We start from the raw sequence: 15571 nt of genomic DNA, 5'->3' as shown, positions 1-15571 counted from the left end.
GCGCCCTAGGCTCCGAGCCGGTCCAGCTGGCCCGAGGTCAGCACGAGGTCGGCGGCGAGGGCGGAATCCCGGATGCTGGTGCGCCGGGTAGCCCCCACGAGCGGGATCACCGTGTGCTGCATGGCCAGCTCCCAGGCCAGCGTCGTGCGGTGCACACTCACGCCCAGCTCCCGCGCGACCCGCGCGAACTCGGGATTATCGGCACCGAGCGACGCCGCACGCCGCGCGCCGCCGAGCGGCGACCACGCGAGGAAGGCGATGTCGTGGTCGGCCGTGAGGTCGAGCTGGGGTTCGCTCCCGCGCTCGCGGGGTGACAACCGGTTCTGCACCGACGACAACCGGCGGCCGAGGATGCGGTGTGCCGTCTGCATCTGCTCGAGGGTCACGTTGCAGACGCCGGCGAGGCGGATGACGCCCTCGTCGAGCAGCTCGAGCAGCGCGCCGACCGACTCGTCGAATGGCACCGCCGGGTCGGGGTGGTGGAACTGGAACAGCCCGACCGCGTCGACTCCGAGCCGCCGGGCTGAATCGGTGGCGGCCGCGCGCAGCTGGGCGGGGGAGCCGCGGTGTTCCCAGCCCCCGCCCGGCAGGTAGGCGATACCGCCCTTGGTGGCTACGAGAACGTCGTCGGCATTCGACCCGAGCGCCTCGGCGACGAGCAGCTCGCACGCGCCGTCGCCATAGGCATCGGCCGTGTCGATGAGCGTGATTCCCGACTCGACGGCCGCTCTGATAGTGGTGATCGCCTGCGGGCGGTCAGGGCCGCCCTCGGCGGTGAGGCCGAGCGTGCCGAGGCCGATGGCGCTGACCCTGGTCGACCCGATGCGGCGATATCTCATGGGCCAAGCGTAGGGCGGGCGGTAGCGGGCCCCCGCCGTGACTCCCGCGCGTCCGTCATGGGCACGTCCGTAACCGGCACAGTGCCGCGCCTAGGATGTAAGCCATGGCCGCCGGAGACTCTTTCTATATCGCGACCCCCATCTTCTACGTCAATGACGTTCCGCATATCGGGCACGCGTACACCGAGGTGGCCGCCGACGTTCTCGCGCGCTGGCACCGCCAGAGCGGCGACGACACCTGGCTGCTCACCGGAACCGACGAGCACGGCCAGAAGATCCTGCGCACCGCCGTGGCCAACGACACGACGCCGCAGGCGTGGGCAGACAAGCTCGTCGAGGAGGCCTGGCTTCCGCTGCTCGAGACCATCGACATCGCGAACGACGACTTCATCCGCACTACCGACGAACGGCACGAGTCGGCCGTCACGATCTTCCTGCAGAAGCTCTACGACGACGGGTTCATCTACTCGGGCGAGTACGAGGGCTACTACTGCGTCGGCTGCGAGGAGTACAAGCAGCTCGATGACCTGCTCGAGACCGAGGTCGGCGACTACGCGGGCCAGCTGGTGTGCAAGATCCACACCCGCCCGGTCGAGATCCTCAAGGAGCGCAACTACTTCTTCAGGATGAGCGACTTTCAGCAGCGCCTGCTCGACCTCTATGAAACGCGCCCCGACTTCATCCAGCCGGAGAGCGTGCGCAACGAGATCATCCAGTTCGTGAATTCCGGGCTGCAGGACCTCTCGATCTCCCGATCGAGCTTCGACTGGGGCATCAAGCTGCCGTGGGACGACAGCCACGTGCTCTACGTGTGGTTCGACGCGCTGCTCAACTACATCACCGCCATCGGGTACGGCACCGACGATGACAACTTCCGCAGGCGCTGGCCAGCCAACCAGCTCGTCGGCAAGGACATCGCGCGCTTCCACGCCGTGATCTGGCCCGCGATGCTGATGGCCGCCGGCCTCGAGGTTCCGAGGCGCGTCTTCGGCCACGGCTGGCTGCTCGTCGGCGGCGAGAAGATGTCGAAGTCCAAGCTGACCGGCATCGCGCCGAGCCAGATCACCGACACCTTCGGGGTCGACGCCTTTCGCTACTACTTCATGAGCGCGATCAACTTCGGGCAGGACGGCTCGTTCAGCTGGGAGGACCTCGCCGCCCGCTACCAGGCCGAGCTCGCGAACGGCTTCGGCAACCTGGCCTCCCGCGTCATCGCGATGGTCAACAAGTACTTCGACGGCGCCGTGCCGTCGCCCGCCGAGTACTCCGAGGCCGACCTCACCGTGCAGCGCGTGGTCAGGGAGGCAGCCGAGTCGGCGGATGCCGCGATGGAGCGTTTCGCGATCCACACCGCGATCGAGGGCATCTGGACCATCGTCGACGAGCTCAACGGATACATCACCCTGCAGGAGCCGTGGGTGCTCGCCAAGAGCGAGGACACCCTCGAACGCCTGGGCACCGTGCTGTATACGGCGGCCGAGGGGCTGCGCGCGCTCGCCGTGCTGCTGTCTCCCGTCATCCCGGCGGCGACCCACAAGCTGTGGAGCGCGCTCGGCGCGGCCAGCGAACTGGGACACCTCACCGACCAGGTCATCGTCGATGCAGGGCACTGGGGTCAGCTGCCACCCGCGAGCCGGGTGCACGCGATCGAGGCGCTGTTTCCCAGAATCGATGCTGCGGAGGTCGTGGCGTGACCGACGGGTCGAACTACATCCGTCAAAGGGAGAGCCGAGCGGAAACCGGCCAGTCCCGCGACCTCAGCTACCCGCCCCTGCCGCCCGCCCTCGTCGTCCCCTGCTACGACAACCACACCCACCTCGAGATCGCCGACGGCGACGACCCCCTCGACTACCTGCAGCAGCTCGACATGGCGTCGAGCGTCGGAATCCGCGGTGTCGTGCAGGTCGGCGGCGACGTCGAGACCTCCCGCTGGTCGGCCGAGATGGCCGCCCGTGAACCGCGCATGCTCGCGGCCGTGGCGATCCACCCCAACGAGGCCCCGCGCTACGAGGCCGCAGGTACGCTCGACGACGCCATCGCGCAGATCGACGAGCTCGCCGGTCGCCCCCGGGTTCGCGCCGTGGGCGAGACCGGACTCGACTTCTTCCGTACCGAGGAGTCGGGCCGCGGCGCCCAGCACCGCTCCTTCGAGGCGCACATCGCGATCGCGAAGAAGCACGACCTCGCGATGCAGATCCACGACCGCGATGCGCACGACGCCGTGATCGAGACCCTGCTGCGGGTCGGGGCGCCCGAGCGCACCGTCTTCCACTGCTTCTCCGGCGACGCCGACATGGCCAGGCTCTGCGCTGACAACGGATGGTACCTCTCGTTCGCCGGCAACATCACGTTCAAGAACGCTGGCAACCTGCGCGAGGCGCTCGAGGTGGTTCCCCGCGACCGCATCCTGGTCGAGACCGACGCCCCGTTCCTCACCCCGGCGCCGTTGCGCGGACGCCCCAACTCGCCGTACCTGATTCCCTACACGCTGCGCTTCATGGCCGACCACCTCGGTACCGACGTCTCGGTGCTGGCCGCGCAGATCTCGTCAAACACCGAGCTCGTCTACGGCCAGTGGGACGCTGAACCGGTCTCCGGCGACGCCGGCTCGCCCTGGGACGACGCGGTCGACCCGGCGCAGCTCGCCTAACGCATCGCGTGACTGACTCGATCGCCCCTGGCCCACTCCCGGGCAAGCTGCTCGGCCCCGCCGAGATCCGCGACCTCGCCGCGCTGCTCGACATCCAGCCCACCAAGAAGCTCGGCCAGAACTTCGTCATCGACGCCAACACCGTGCGGCGCATCGTCCGATCCGCCGGGATCGAGGCGGGCAGCACGGTGGTCGAGATCGGACCGGGGCTCGGCTCGCTGACCCTCGGGCTGCTCGAGGCCGGGGCATCCGTCATCGCCGTCGAGATCGACGACCGGCTCGCCGCCCAGCTGCCGCTCACCGTCGACACGATGCAGCCGGGAGCGCCCCTCACCGTGGTCACCGCCGACGCGATGCGTGTCACCGAGCTGCCGGGCGACCCGACCGTGCTCGTCGCGAACCTGCCGTACAACATTTCGGTGCCGGTGCTGCTGCACTTTCTCGAGACCTTCCGCGGCATTCGCAGCGGCTTCGTGATGGTGCAGTCCGAGGTCGGGCAGCGCCTCGCCGCGCCCCCGGGGTCGAAGGTCTACGGCAGCCCCAGCGTCAAGGCCGCGTGGTTCGGCCACTGGAGAACGTCGGGCCAGGTGAGCCGGCAGGTGTTCTGGCCGGTGCCGAACGTCGACTCGATCCTGGTGTCGTTCGCCCTGCGCGAAGAGCCGATCGGCACCGAGGAGGAACGCCTCGCGACCTTCGCGCTCGTGGATGCCGCATTCCAGCAGCGCCGCAAGATGCTGCGGCAGTCGCTGTCTGGCGTGCTCGGCGACTCGACGGTTGCTGCGGAACGGATGACGCTGGCCGGTGTCGACCCGACCACCCGCGGCGAGCAGCTCACCGTCGACGACTTCCTGCGCATCGTCCGCGCGGCAGAGTGAGTGGCGAGACCCGCGCGTGAGTCGCGTGACGCGCGCGTGAATACCCGCTCCGGGTTATCCGACTAGGTTGGAAGAATGACCGTTGAGGCGAATTCCACGGTGGTGCATGCCAGGGCCCCGGGAAAGATCAATGTGTTCCTCAAAGTGGGAGCACTCCTCGACGATGGCTTTCACGACGTCGCGACCGCCTATCAGGCGGTGTCGTTGAGCGAAGACGTGCGGGCGTACCCTGCCGACGACTTCTCGGTGAGCTTCGCCGGAACGATCGACACCTCGAGCCTCCCGACCGACGCGTCGAACCTCGCGATCCGCGCGGCCGTGCTGCTCGCGCGCACCACCGGGTACCGCGGCGGGGTTCGCCTCGAGATCGACAAGCATGTTCCGATCGCCGGGGGCATGGGCGGGGGATCGGCGGATGCGGCGGCCACCCTGCTCGCGTGCGACACCCTGTGGGGCACCGACATCGGCCGCGACGAGCTGCTCACGCTGGCCGCCGAGCTGGGGGCCGACGTGCCGTTCGCCCTCACCGGCGGAACGGCGATCGGCACCGGGCGCGGCGACCAGCTCAGCCCGGCGCTGGCGAAGGGCAACTTCCAGTGGGTGCTCGCCCTCGCCGAATTCGGCCTGTCGACCCCGATGGTCTACTCAGAACTCGACCGGCACCGCGACCGGCACGCGCAGGACATCTTTCCCGCCGAGGTGCAGCCCCAGGTCGACGCCGAGGTGCTGCAGGCGCTGCGTGCGGGCGACCCGCACATGCTCGCCGAGGTGCTCCACAACGACCTGCAGGCCCCCGCGCTGCACCTGGAGCCCGGGCTCGGCGCGATCATCGAGCTGGGCGAGGAGAACGGTGCCCTGGCCGGCATGGTGTCGGGATCTGGTCCGACCGTCGCGTTCCTCGCCGCCGACCTCGACAGCGCCCTCGAGCTGCAGATCGCGCTCAGCGCGGCCAGGCTCACCGTCGTGCGGGCCACCGGCCCGGTGCACGGCGCGCGCATCATCAACCAGTAGCGGGCATAAACCAGTAGCGGGCAATTCGACGCAGGGTGCGGCGTTAGAGCGTGATGTAGCTTCCGACGGCGCGGGTGCTCGCGGCGAAAGTGCTCACGTAGCTTCCGACGGCGCGCGTACGGGCGTTCGGTGCGGTGACGTAGCCGGAGGTCATGTCGTCAATCGCGACGGCACCCGAGACATAGCTGCCGACTCGCGCGATGCTCGCGGTGGTGGGTGCAGACGTCGTCGGGATCGAGCCGGTGCGGGTGCGGCGTGCGCCCTGGGTGCGCATGGCGCCGAGGTCGATGGTGGGAAAGTTGGCCGTGTTGGTCAGCGAAGTCATGACATCAACATTAGCAGTTGTTTTGATTGACTAAAGACAACTCCTACGGCCGCTCGTACCTCACGATGTTGATGTCGGTCGTGGCGTACTCGCCTGCCACGCGCCAGCCGTCGGCCACGAGCGTCGCCGTGATTCCCGGCCGCTTGTCGCGCTTGATGCTCGTGATCAGGTACACCACGTCGGCATCGGCGATGCGGTCGAGCGACTCGTCGACGCGCGTGCGGGTCTCCCACAGCTCGCCGGTCTCGGCGGCCGGGGTGTTCACGTTGACGTCGATCACGCCCTCGAAGGCGTCGGGGTAGGCGTAGTCGATCACCTTCGTGGTCGCGGTGGGGTGGTAGCGCACCCACCCCCAGATGACGCCGACCGTGGCATCCACCGGCATTCCTGCACGCTGGGCGGCGATCAGGTCAGCGACCTCGGCCCACGACGACTGCTGCTTCGCCTCGGGGGCGCGCTGGGCGACGATGGTGGGCACCGACAGGGCCACCAGCAGCACGACGACGATGGATGCCGCCCAGCGCGGGCGTATGGCGTCGATCGCTGTCGCCATCACGATCGCGACGAATGGCGCGCACATGCTCACGTAGCGGGGCGAGTACAGCGGGTCGGAGACCGCGGTGATGACGATCAGCGCGGCGGCGGGCAGCACGACGGCGGGCAGGAGCACCGCGGCGGCGGGGAGGCGCGGCGCGGCGGTGTGCCCGTCGCTACGGCCAGCGGCTCGACGGAGCAGGATCGCGGCGCCCGCGACGATGAGCGTCCAGCCGACGACGGCCATCGGCACCGAGCCGGTGAACCACTGCACGACGAACACCGATGGCCAGGTCTCGGCCGAGAGGGGGTCGATCCAGAACAGCTGTCCGCTCTGGTCGGCCACCAGCGAGACCAGCGGCAGCAGGGCGACCGCGGCCGCGACCGCCGCGACCGCCCAGCGCAACACCTCGGCGATGACGGGGCGCCCGGCGGCGAGCCACCACCACAGCATCGCGGCGCCGTGGGCGACCACGATCAGGGTCAGGTAGACGTAGAACAGGCTGCCGAGCACGATCAGGGCGGTATAGAGCACCCACCAGCGCCAGCGTGCGCGTCGCTGCGCGTGCACCGTGACCACGGTGATCGCGACCGCGAACAGGGCCGAGATGGCGAACGAGCGACCTTCGCCGCCCATCCAGACCGTGCGGGGGAGGAAGACGAAGACGAGCCCCGCGATGACGGGGATCCAGCGGCTCCCGCCCAGCTGCCGCGCGAGCACGACGGTCAGCGCCGCGGCGCCGCCGATCGCGATCGCGCTGGGCAGCCGCAGCGTCACGGGGGAGTACCCGATGACGTCGAACACCACGTGCATGAGCGCGTAGAACGCCCCGTGCACGACGTCGACGTTCTGCAGCATCTCCCACAGCTGCGGCCAGCTGCGCGTCGCGCCGGTAATGGTCGCGGCCTCGTCGTACCAGACCGACGGGGTGCCGATGCCGATCAGCGAGACCAGCAGGCCGAGCAGGCCGACCAGCGCGGGGGCCGTGGCACGGCTGCCGCGCATTGCGGTCGTTAGACTGGATAGCCGGTCGGTCGCACCGGTTTCGCGTCGCAGGAGGTCAGTCATCGCCACCCTGGCCTTTGAAGAATCGCAGGCTCTCGGAGCATCGCAGGCTCCCATGCCGCTGCTGGCGCTGCAGAACCCGGTCGTGGAGCTCAGCCGCGAGCAGGTGGAACGCGGATCGCGGCACATCATGCTTCCCGGGCTCGGCGTCGAGGGGCAGCAGCGTCTCGCCGCGGCGCGAGTGCTGGTCATCGGCGCCGGGGGACTCGGATCGCCCGCGCTGCAGTACCTGGCGGCATCCGGGATCGGCACCATCGGCATCGTGGACTTCGACGTCGTCGACACCTCGAACCTGCAGCGCCAGGTCATCCACCGCACCTCGTCGATCGGCGAGAAGAAGACCGCCAGCGCCGCCCGCGGTATCGCCGAGTCGAACCCCCTGGTCGACGTTCACGAGCACGACCTGCGCCTCAACAGCTCGAACGCGCTCGACCTGTTCGCCGGGTACGACCTCATCCTCGACGGCAGCGACAACTTCGCCACCCGCTACCTCGCCAACGACGCGGCGGCCATGCTCGGCATGCCATACGTGTGGGGTTCGGTGTACCGCTTCGACGGCCAGGTCACCGTGTTCTGGGAGAACGCGCCCGACGGCCGCAGCCTCGACTACCGCGACCTGCACCCCACCCCGCCCGCGCCCGGCGACGTGCTGTCGTGCGACGAGGCTGGCGTGCTCGGTTCGGTGTGCGGAACCATCGGCTCGATGATGGCGACCGAGGCGATCAAGCTCATCACCGGCGTCGGCGAACCGCTGCTCGGCCGGGTGCAGACCCTGGATGCCCTCGCCGGAGACTGGCGTGAGATGCGGGTCAGCCGCAGCCCTGGACGCCAGCCCGTGACCGGGCTCATCGACTACGCCCTGTTCTGCGGTGTTCCCGCGGCGGGGAACGACGACGGCGCCACGATCTCGGTCGCCGACCTCGTCGCGCGGGGCACCGACGGCATCGTCGACGTGCGCGAGTCGTTCGAGTGGGACATCGTGCGCATCGAGGGTGCGACGCTCCTGCCGCTCGCCGAGCTGCTGGCGGAGCCCGGGCTGGTGCGCGAGCGGGTGCCGGCGAGCGGACGTCCGGTCGTCGTGTACTGCAAGTCCGGAGTGCGGTCGGCCGCGGCCGTCGCGGCGCTGGGGAAGGCGGGCATCGACGCGGTGTCGCTGCGGGGCGGCATCCAGTCGTGGCTCGACCTGGTCGACCCCGACGGGCAGCGGTACTGAGGCCGCAGTCAATCGCTAGCCCCCGGCGAACGGGGGCATCACGTCGACCAGGTCGCCGTCGCCCAGTGTCACTGCGCGGTCGGTCGTCGCGACCGCGTTCACGAGGAACGAGCAGCGGGCGAGCACCCGGTCGAGGGGCTGCCCGGGGGCCGCGTCGAGACGCGAGAGGGCGTCACCGATGGTCGCGCCGGTCGGCAGGCTGAGGGTGGTCTCGTCGAGGCCGGTCGCGGCCCTCGCCGAGGCGAAGAAGCGCATGCGCACGTCGGGCACGGTCAGCCGCCGATCGCGCTCATGGAGCGGGCGGGCTGCACGAAGAGCCCGGTGTCGAGGCCGTGGCCCTTGGGCTTGGCCCACATGGCGTCGCGCCAGAGGTCGGCGACGCCGCGGTCGTCGAGGCCCTCGCGCATGGGGGTGAGCAGGTCGGTCTCGGTGTGCGAGAACAGGCAGCTGCGCACTCCTCCCTCGGCGGTGAGGCGCACGCGGCGGCAGTCGGCGCAGAATGCCTCGGTGACCGACGCGATGATGCCGACGGTGCCGAGGTCGGTGCCGTTCTCCCGTGAGAGCACGCGGAACAGCTCGGCGGGCGCGCCGTCGCGGGGCTCCTCGTCGGGTACCAGCGTGTAGAGCTCGCTGATGCGGCCGCGGATCTCCTCGGCGGTGATCATGGTGCCGCGCTCCCACGCGTGGTCGGCGTCGAGCGGCATCTGCTCGATGAAGCGCAGCTGGTGTCCGCGCTGCAGGGCCCAGGTGAGCAGTTCGACGGCCTGGAAGTCGTTGACGTCGCGCAGCAGAACCGCGTTGATCTTGATCGGGGTGAGGCCGGCGGCGGCGGAGGCGTCGATGCCCGCGATGACGCGGTCGAGGAACGGGCGACGGGTCACGGCGAGGAAGGTGTCGGCGTGCACGGTGTCGAGCGACACGTTGATGCGGTCGAGTCCTGCGGCCTTGAGGGCGGCGGCACGGCTGGAGAGTCCGATGGCGTTGGTCGTGAGCGAGATCTCGGGGCGCGGCTCGAGGGCGGCACACGCGGCGATGATGTCGACGAGGTCCTTGCGCAGCAGCGGCTCGCCGCCGGTGAACCGGATCTGGCGCACGCCGAGCTCTTCGACGGCGATGCGGGCCAGGCGACCGATCTCGTGTGCCTGCAGGAGCGAGCTGGCGGGCTGGGTCGGCAGGCCCTCGGCGGGCATGCAGTACGTGCAGCGCAGGTTGCAACGGTCGGTGAGCGAGATGCGCAGGTCGGTCGCGACGCGCCCGTACTTGTCGAGCAGGCCGGGGGCGGTGGTGGGGCGGGGCGGCGTTTGCGCTCTGACGCCGGGGATCATCGGCATGCCGAGGGAAACACTCATGGTTCAACCGTAAGCGACCCGTATGGGTGAATGGTCCACCGCGGTGGTGCGATCGTCTCGATCATGCCCTGGCCCTGTCAGTTCGCGAACTCGCCTCAACGCCAAAGGGCCCGCCGCGATGTTCGCGACGGGCCCTCTGGCTGTGGATGATGTTGCGGTGTTGCTGTCGTGCTGGCCGCCCGGAGGCGGGGTACTACTCGGCGGGTGCCGCGGTGATCTTGGCGATTCCCACGACGAGCTCGTCGGTGACGGCGTCGGTTCCGAAGGTCTCGTTCAGCAGGGGAGCGGCGTCCTCGCTGATGAGCACGGTGGTGCCCTCGAGAACGGCGTTGCCGTCAGCGTCTTCGGCCAGCGGGTTCAGCGTGGTGCCGTCGAGGTTGAAGATGAAGACATCCTGTCCGACCTCTTCGCCGTTCGCGGTGACGGTGCCGAACAGCTGCGAGGTGCCCGGGTCGATGCGGAAGTCGGTCAGCTCGACGACGGTCTCGCCGGCGGTGAGGGAGATTCCCGATCCATCGTGCTCGACGGAGCCCTGGACGTAGGGACGGTAGTCCTCTTCGGGGTCGTAGTAGTCGACGTTTCCGCCGGTGATCGGGAACGCGAGCACACCGTCGGTGAGGGTCGCGGTGCCGATGACGCCGGGGGTGAGGCCGAGGCTGGTGAGGGCGTCGACGAAGCCCTGGTCGAGGGTGACCTGCGTGTCGACTCCACCGAGCTCGGGGATCGAGGCGAGGGGCTCGGGGTCGGCCATGGGCTCTTCGCTGGCGCTGGCGCTGGCGTCATCCGTGGTGGGCTCGGCTTCTGCGGTGGAGCAGGCGGCGAGGCTTCCGACGAGGAGTGCGGCGGCGGCGATGCCGATCGTGGACTTGTAGATCTTGCGCATGATTTCTCATCCTTTGCTGGAGTGTGTCTTGCGGTTGGTGTTGACAGGAGTTCGGCCCCGGTGCGCGAATCGGTTTGGAATTGGTTCGTTCCGTGACCTTTCCGTTATCTGTCCCAGCAAACGTCCAGCTAACGGCGAGCGAAAAGCCCGGAATTCCGGGGTTTTTCAGCGATGGGCCGCGATCGGCAGTGTCGCCCACACCGTGGAACCGACGCCGTAGCCGAACGGCGGAACGTCGCGCAGCGCGAGCTCGGCAGAGAATCGGTGCCCGTCGGCGATCGATTCCAGCAGGATCCGGGTGCGCCCGCCGAGCTCCTCGACGCCCGTCACGCGGCATTCCCAGGTCGCGCTGCCCGATTCGCCGGTGATGGATGCCGCGTCCGCCGGCCGCTCGACCGAGACGCGCACCTCCGACGGCGAGACCACGACCGTGCGCTCGCCGCTGCCGCCGCCGACAGCACCGTCGCCCCCGCGCCCGGCGCCCTCCGTCGTCGGCGCGAGCCGCAGCAGGTGCAGGCCGACCAGCCGCGCCACGTAGTCGTTGGCGGGGGAGCGGGTGACCTCGGTCGGGGCGCCCCGCTGGGCCACCCGCCCATGCTCGAGCACGACGATCTCATCGGCCAGCACCACCGCGTCGAGGGGGTCGTGCGTCACGAGCACGGTCGCCCCGCCGAACTCCCGCAGCCGTTCGACGAGGTCGGCGCGCACGTCGAGTCGGGTCGCGGCATCCAGGGCGGCGAGCGGCTCGTCGAGCAGCAGCAGGGCCGGCTCGAGCACGAGTGCCCTGGCGAGGGCGACCCGTTGCGCCTGCCCGCCCGACAGTGCGCCGGGGCGGGAGTCTGCGTGCGCGGAGAGGCCGAACCGGTCGAGCCATTCCCGTGCCGTGCGGTGGGCGTCACGCCGGGGCATTCCCTGCGCGAGCAGCCCGAACGCCACGTTCTCGGCGGCGGTCAGGTGCGGAAACAGCAGGTAGTCCTGAAAGACGACGCCGATGCCGCGGGCGGCCGGGGGCAGGTGGGTCATGGATGCCGCGTCGTCGAGCACCCGTCCGGCGAGGGAGACCCGCCCGGTCGATGGGCGCACCAGGCCCGCGATGGTGCGCAGGGCCGTCGACTTGCCCGCGCCGTTCGGACCGACGATCGCGGTGACCCCGCCCGGGGGCACCGCGAGCTCGAGGTCGAGGCGGAAGGTGCCGCGGTCGACGGTGAACCCGGCCGCGAGGCCGGCCGCGTTCACGCGGTCACCCCGCTGACCCAGCGGTCGCGAAGGCTGACCAGCACGAGCACCGACACGACGAGCAGCACGAGCGAAATCACATAGGCAGCGTCGGGATTGCTCTGCAGTGCCAGGTAGGCCGAGAGCGGCATGGTCTGCGTGACGCCGGGAAAGTTTCCGGCGAACGTGATGGTCGCCCCGAATTCGCCGAGCGCGCGGGCGAAGCACAGCACGGCGCCGGCGGCGACTCCCGGCGCGATGAGGGGCAGCGTCACCCGGCGGAAGATGAACCAGTCCGATGCGCCGAGGGTGGCCGCGGCATCCTCCAGCCTCCGGTCTGCCCCGCGCAGGGCGCCCTCGACGGCGAGCACGAGGAACGGCATGGCCACGAAGGTCTGCGCGATCACGACGGCCGCGGTGGTGAACGGCAGCTGGATGCCGAACCACGCGTCGAGGTACTGGCCGAGCAGGCCGCGGCGCCCGAGCAGCAGCAGCAGCGCGACGCCGCCGACCACCGGGGGCAGCACGAGCGGCACGGTCACGAGCGCGCGCAGCGACCGCCGGGCGACCGGGTTCCAGTGCGCGCTCCTCGCCAGCACCCACGCCAGCGGAATGCCGAACAGCAGGCTCAGCGCGGTCGCGGCGGCCGCGCTGCCCAGCGAGAGGCCGAGGGACGTCGCAATCTCGGGGGCGGCGAGCAGCTCGGGCAGGCGCGACCACGGCACGCGCACGACGAGCGCGACCAGCGGCAGCACCAGGAATGCGAGGGCGAGCACGGCCGGGGCCCACAGCGCGGCGGGGATGCCGGAGCGGCGGGCGTCCGGTGACCGCGGTGCCCGCAGCCCCGGGCTACCCGTTCGTGAACCCCGCATCGGCGAGCACCCGCCTGCCGTCGTCGCCCAGCACGAGGTCGACGAATGCGGCGGCTGCGGCCGGGTTCGCGGCATCCATCACCCTGGTGATCGCGTAGTCGGTGACCGCATCGGCCGCCCCCGCGAACTCGATGCCCTCGACCGCGTCGCCCGCGGCGAGCACGTCGGTGCGGTACACCAGTGCGGCATCGACCTCGCCGAGCTCGACCTTGGTGAGCGCCGCCCGCACGTCGGTCTCGAGCGTGTCTGGCGCGGCCGTGATGCCCGCGGCGTCGAGGACGCGAGTGGATGCCGCGCCGCACGGCACCTCGGGGGCACACAGCGCGATGGTGAGCGCGGTATTCGCGAGGTCCGTCAGCCCGCTGACCCCGGCGGGGTTGCCCGGCGGAACGGCGATCTCGAGGGTGTTGCCGGCGAACACGACCGGGTCGCCGTCGGCGAGCCCCGCGTCGACCACGACCCGCATGGTGTCGGCGCTCGCCGAGGCGAACACGTCGACCGGGGCGCCCGACATGATCTGCTGCGCGAGCGCCGACGAGCCGGCGAAGTTCAGGGTCACGGTCGCGCCGGGATTCGCAGCCTCGTACCGGTCGGCGATTCGCCCGAGGGATTCGGTGAGCGAGGCGGCGGCGTAGACGGTGACGTCGGCGCTGGTGTCGGTGCCGGTGCTGGTCATCGCGTCGCCCGGGGCCGTGCCGGCGCACCCGGCGAGTAGCAGCGCGACACCCGCCGCGGCCGCTGCTGCGGCGCCCGTCCGCGTCGCGGCAGATCGTCCACCCCTCACGGCAGCGAGATCCCGACCGAGGTCGCCTTGATGCTCGCGGCGGCGACGGAGCCCACCTCGAGCCCGAGCTCGTCGACCGCCTCGCGGCTGATCAGCGACACCAGCCGGAACGGGCCGGCTTGCAGTTCGACCTGCGCCATCACGGTGTCCCTGGTGATGCGCGTCACGATGCCGGTGAGCCGGTTGCGCTGCGAGGTTCTCGGGGCGGATGGCTTGCCGCCCGGGCTCCGGGGCTGCGGCGCGAGCGGGGATTCGGTGGCGAGCTGCTGCACGAGGTGCGCGAGCTCGGCACCGTCGATCACGTAGCGACCGTTCTCCGCCGTGATGAGCGTGAGCCTGCCGGCATCCGCCCACCGCCTGATGGTGTCGTCACTCACCCCGACGAGGGCCGCGGCTTCGCTGACTTTGAGGTGGGTGCTCATGACCCCATGCTACTGCCGCATTCGCGGCGCTAGCGCATCGATATCGCCTCAGGTGCGCGAAGTGGATGCCGCAGCCAGCGCCCCAGCCTGGGCAGCGCACCGGGCCCCGCACGATGCACCGACGCCGCCACCACGATGGCCACCGCCACGGCGATCGCGACCTGCGCCACCTCGGTGGTCGGAATCAGCAGCCGCGCGGTGAGCGCGAGCGGCACCGCGAACCACTCCCAGCGCCCGGTCATCGCGATGAACGGCACCAGCATGAGTCCGTACCAGGGGTAGCGCGGCGCGACCACGAGCAGGGTGACGCCGATCATCACCAGCTGGCCGAGCCAGGGCGAGGTGGGCGGTGTCTTCCACCACACCAGCCCGGCGGTCACCCCGAGGATCACGATGGCGAGCACGGTCGCGGCGACCCCGGGCAGAAAGGCCGACAGCAGCACGAACCGGTCGCCGCTTGAGTACCCCTCCTCGCTGATGTACCCGGGTAGGTAGCCGAGCACCGCGATGCCCGTGGTCAGCACGTAGGGAACGTAGAGCAGCAGGAAGGTGGCGATGGATGCCACGATCACCTTGTACGGCTGCCGACGAAGCAGCGCGGGGGCGGCGATCACGGGCACGAGCTTCACCGCGATGGCGGCGCCCAGCGCGATCCCTCCGCGCCAGCGGTGACCGGCGGCGACCGCGAACGTCGCCGCGAGCACGAGCACCGCCGACAGCACGTCGATGTGCGAGTTCGTCACCGCCTCGGTCGCGGCGAGCGGGCTCCAGCCCCACAGGGCGGCCCAACGCGGATCCTTGCCGCGGGTGTGCAGCGCGCGCAGCAGCACGCCGGTGATGCCGAGGCTCATCAGCAGGCCGACGAGCTGCATGGGCCAGTACTGCGGCTCCGGCCCGGTGACGAAGCGCACGCCGGCGAACAGCAGCTCGCTGGTCGGCGGGTAGATCGTGGGCACCGTCGGCCGGTTGATGGTCGTGCAGGTGACCTCGCCGGTGTCGGCATCGACCGCGCGCATCACGCGCTCACCGACGCAGCGCGGGTCGCCGTCGGCGTCGATCGTCGCGGCGGGGAACAGCCAGTCGGTGCGCAGGTGCTCGAGGGCGGGGTCGGCCGGCACGTAGGCGTATGGCGAGATGCCGGCGTTCTGCACGATGCCGTCCCACGCGTAGCGGGCGGAGTCGGTGCTCGTGTTCGGCGGGCCCGCCATCGACGCGCCGCCGATGGCGACCGACCCGGCGATCACCAGAACGACGGCGGCCTTCAGCGGAACCCGCCGGAGCGCGAGGAACGACAGCGTGAACAGCAGCCAGAGCAGCGCCGTGATGCCGACGATGAAGCGCAGCTCGTCGCCCGACTTGTTCTCGTAGTACGGCTGGGTGGTGATCGAGATCACCGTCACGACCGTGGTCACCGCGAGCAGGAGGGCGGTGACGGCAATGCGCATGCGCACTATCTTCGCCGACCCCCGGGCCGTCGTTTGCCGCCTCGGCTACGAACACAGGCCGTGAGTACTCCGGTGACGACGCAGCGCG

Annotated in this window: 16 protein-coding genes; 5 read left to right on the top strand and 11 right to left on the bottom strand. The window is 70.4% G+C overall.

Annotation, left to right across the window (positions count from 1 at the left end; all coding sequences use genetic code 11):
- Nucleotides 1-5 precede the first annotated feature (5 nt).
- Nucleotides 6-839, bottom strand: a complete 834-nt coding sequence (locus G5S38_RS05275) for an aldo/keto reductase (RefSeq protein ID WP_165065384.1) — start codon at nt 837-839, stop codon at nt 6-8.
- A 104-nt stretch (nt 840-943) separates the two neighbouring features.
- Between G5S38_RS05275 and metG the strand changes: the two genes are divergently transcribed.
- The 4 genes from metG (at nt 944) to G5S38_RS05255 (ending at nt 5375) form a co-directional block, all read left to right on the top strand.
- On the top strand, nt 944-2533 hold the full coding sequence (gene metG / locus G5S38_RS05270; RefSeq protein ID WP_165065381.1) for a methionine--tRNA ligase: 1590 nt from the start codon (nt 944-946) through the stop codon (nt 2531-2533).
- Nucleotides 2530-3489 (top strand): TatD family hydrolase, encoded by a 960-nt coding sequence (locus G5S38_RS05265; RefSeq protein WP_165065377.1) that lies wholly within the window; start codon nt 2530-2532, stop codon nt 3487-3489. Before metG ends, G5S38_RS05265 begins: the two co-directional genes overlap by 4 nt.
- An 8-nt stretch (nt 3490-3497) precedes the next feature.
- The gene (rsmA, locus tag G5S38_RS05260; protein ID WP_235928914.1) at nt 3498-4364 is read left to right on the top strand and encodes a 16S rRNA (adenine(1518)-N(6)/adenine(1519)-N(6))-dimethyltransferase RsmA; all 867 of its coding nucleotides are present in this window, start codon (nt 3498-3500) and stop codon (nt 4362-4364) included.
- Nucleotides 4365-4439: 75 nt separating this feature from the next.
- Entirely contained in the window at nt 4440-5375 is a 936-nt protein-coding gene (locus tag G5S38_RS05255; RefSeq protein ID WP_165065374.1) for a 4-(cytidine 5'-diphospho)-2-C-methyl-D-erythritol kinase, read from the top strand.
- A gap of 43 nt (nt 5376-5418) precedes the next feature.
- Here G5S38_RS05255 and G5S38_RS05250 read toward each other — a convergent pair whose 3' ends face one another.
- Together G5S38_RS05250 and G5S38_RS05245 are read right to left on the bottom strand one after the other, a co-directional pair.
- The gene (locus G5S38_RS05250; protein WP_165065371.1) at nt 5419-5700 is read right to left on the bottom strand and encodes a hypothetical protein; all 282 of its coding nucleotides are present in this window, start codon (nt 5698-5700) and stop codon (nt 5419-5421) included.
- Between the two features lie 43 nt (nt 5701-5743).
- Nucleotides 5744-7240 carry a glycosyltransferase family 39 protein gene (locus G5S38_RS05245; RefSeq protein ID WP_165065368.1) on the bottom strand — a complete coding sequence of 499 codons (1497 nt, stop codon included), beginning with the start codon at nt 7238-7240 and terminating at the stop codon, nt 5744-5746.
- 115 nt (nt 7241-7355) lie between these two features.
- Here G5S38_RS05245 and moeB point away from each other — a divergent pair, with 115 nt between their 5' ends.
- Nucleotides 7356-8513 (top strand): molybdopterin-synthase adenylyltransferase MoeB, encoded by a 1158-nt coding sequence (gene moeB / locus G5S38_RS05240; RefSeq protein ID WP_165065365.1) that lies wholly within the window; start codon nt 7356-7358, stop codon nt 8511-8513.
- 15 nt (nt 8514-8528) lie between these two features.
- Here the strand turns inward: moeB and G5S38_RS05235 are convergent, their stop codons facing one another.
- The 8 genes from G5S38_RS05235 to G5S38_RS05200 form a co-directional block, all read right to left on the bottom strand.
- Nucleotides 8529-8783, bottom strand: coding sequence for a MoaD/ThiS family protein (locus G5S38_RS05235; RefSeq protein ID WP_328796251.1), 255 nt, complete (start codon nt 8781-8783; stop codon nt 8529-8531).
- A gap of 2 nt (nt 8784-8785) precedes the next feature.
- Nucleotides 8786-9862: a GTP 3',8-cyclase MoaA gene (gene moaA / locus G5S38_RS05230; protein ID WP_165065362.1), complete on the bottom strand. Its 1077-nt coding sequence runs from the start codon at nt 9860-9862 to the stop codon at nt 8786-8788.
- A gap of 193 nt (nt 9863-10055) precedes the next feature.
- Entirely contained in the window at nt 10056-10745 is a 690-nt protein-coding gene (locus tag G5S38_RS15835) for a hypothetical protein (RefSeq protein ID WP_165065358.1), read from the bottom strand.
- A gap of 165 nt (nt 10746-10910) precedes the next feature.
- Complete coding sequence (locus G5S38_RS05220; RefSeq protein WP_235928913.1) at nt 10911-11981, bottom strand: ABC transporter ATP-binding protein; 1071 nt, start codon at nt 11979-11981, stop codon at nt 10911-10913.
- Nucleotides 11978-12832, bottom strand: a complete 855-nt coding sequence (locus G5S38_RS05215) for an ABC transporter permease (RefSeq protein WP_165065354.1) — start codon at nt 12830-12832, stop codon at nt 11978-11980. Before G5S38_RS05215 ends, G5S38_RS05220 begins: the two co-directional genes overlap by 4 nt.
- The gene (gene modA / locus G5S38_RS05210; protein ID WP_165065351.1) at nt 12810-13508 is read right to left on the bottom strand and encodes a molybdate ABC transporter substrate-binding protein; all 699 of its coding nucleotides are present in this window, start codon (nt 13506-13508) and stop codon (nt 12810-12812) included. The genes G5S38_RS05215 and modA overlap by 23 nt, the downstream gene beginning before the upstream one ends.
- Nucleotides 13509-13612: 104 nt before the next feature.
- A complete protein-coding gene (locus G5S38_RS05205; protein ID WP_165065348.1) occupies nt 13613-14038 on the bottom strand; it encodes a TOBE domain-containing protein in 426 nt (141 codons plus the stop codon).
- Between the two features lie 29 nt (nt 14039-14067).
- Nucleotides 14068-15483: a glycosyltransferase family 87 protein gene (locus tag G5S38_RS05200; RefSeq protein WP_165065345.1), complete on the bottom strand. Its 1416-nt coding sequence runs from the start codon at nt 15481-15483 to the stop codon at nt 14068-14070.
- Nucleotides 15484-15571 lie beyond the last annotated feature (88 nt).

The sequence above is a fragment of the Marisediminicola senii genome, from assembly GCF_011057645.1.
Taxonomy (GTDB): domain Bacteria; phylum Actinomycetota; class Actinomycetes; order Actinomycetales; family Microbacteriaceae; genus Marisediminicola; species Marisediminicola senii.
The sequence above is the reverse complement of the archived record's forward strand: the minus strand, read 5'-3'. Positions and strand labels throughout refer to the sequence as shown.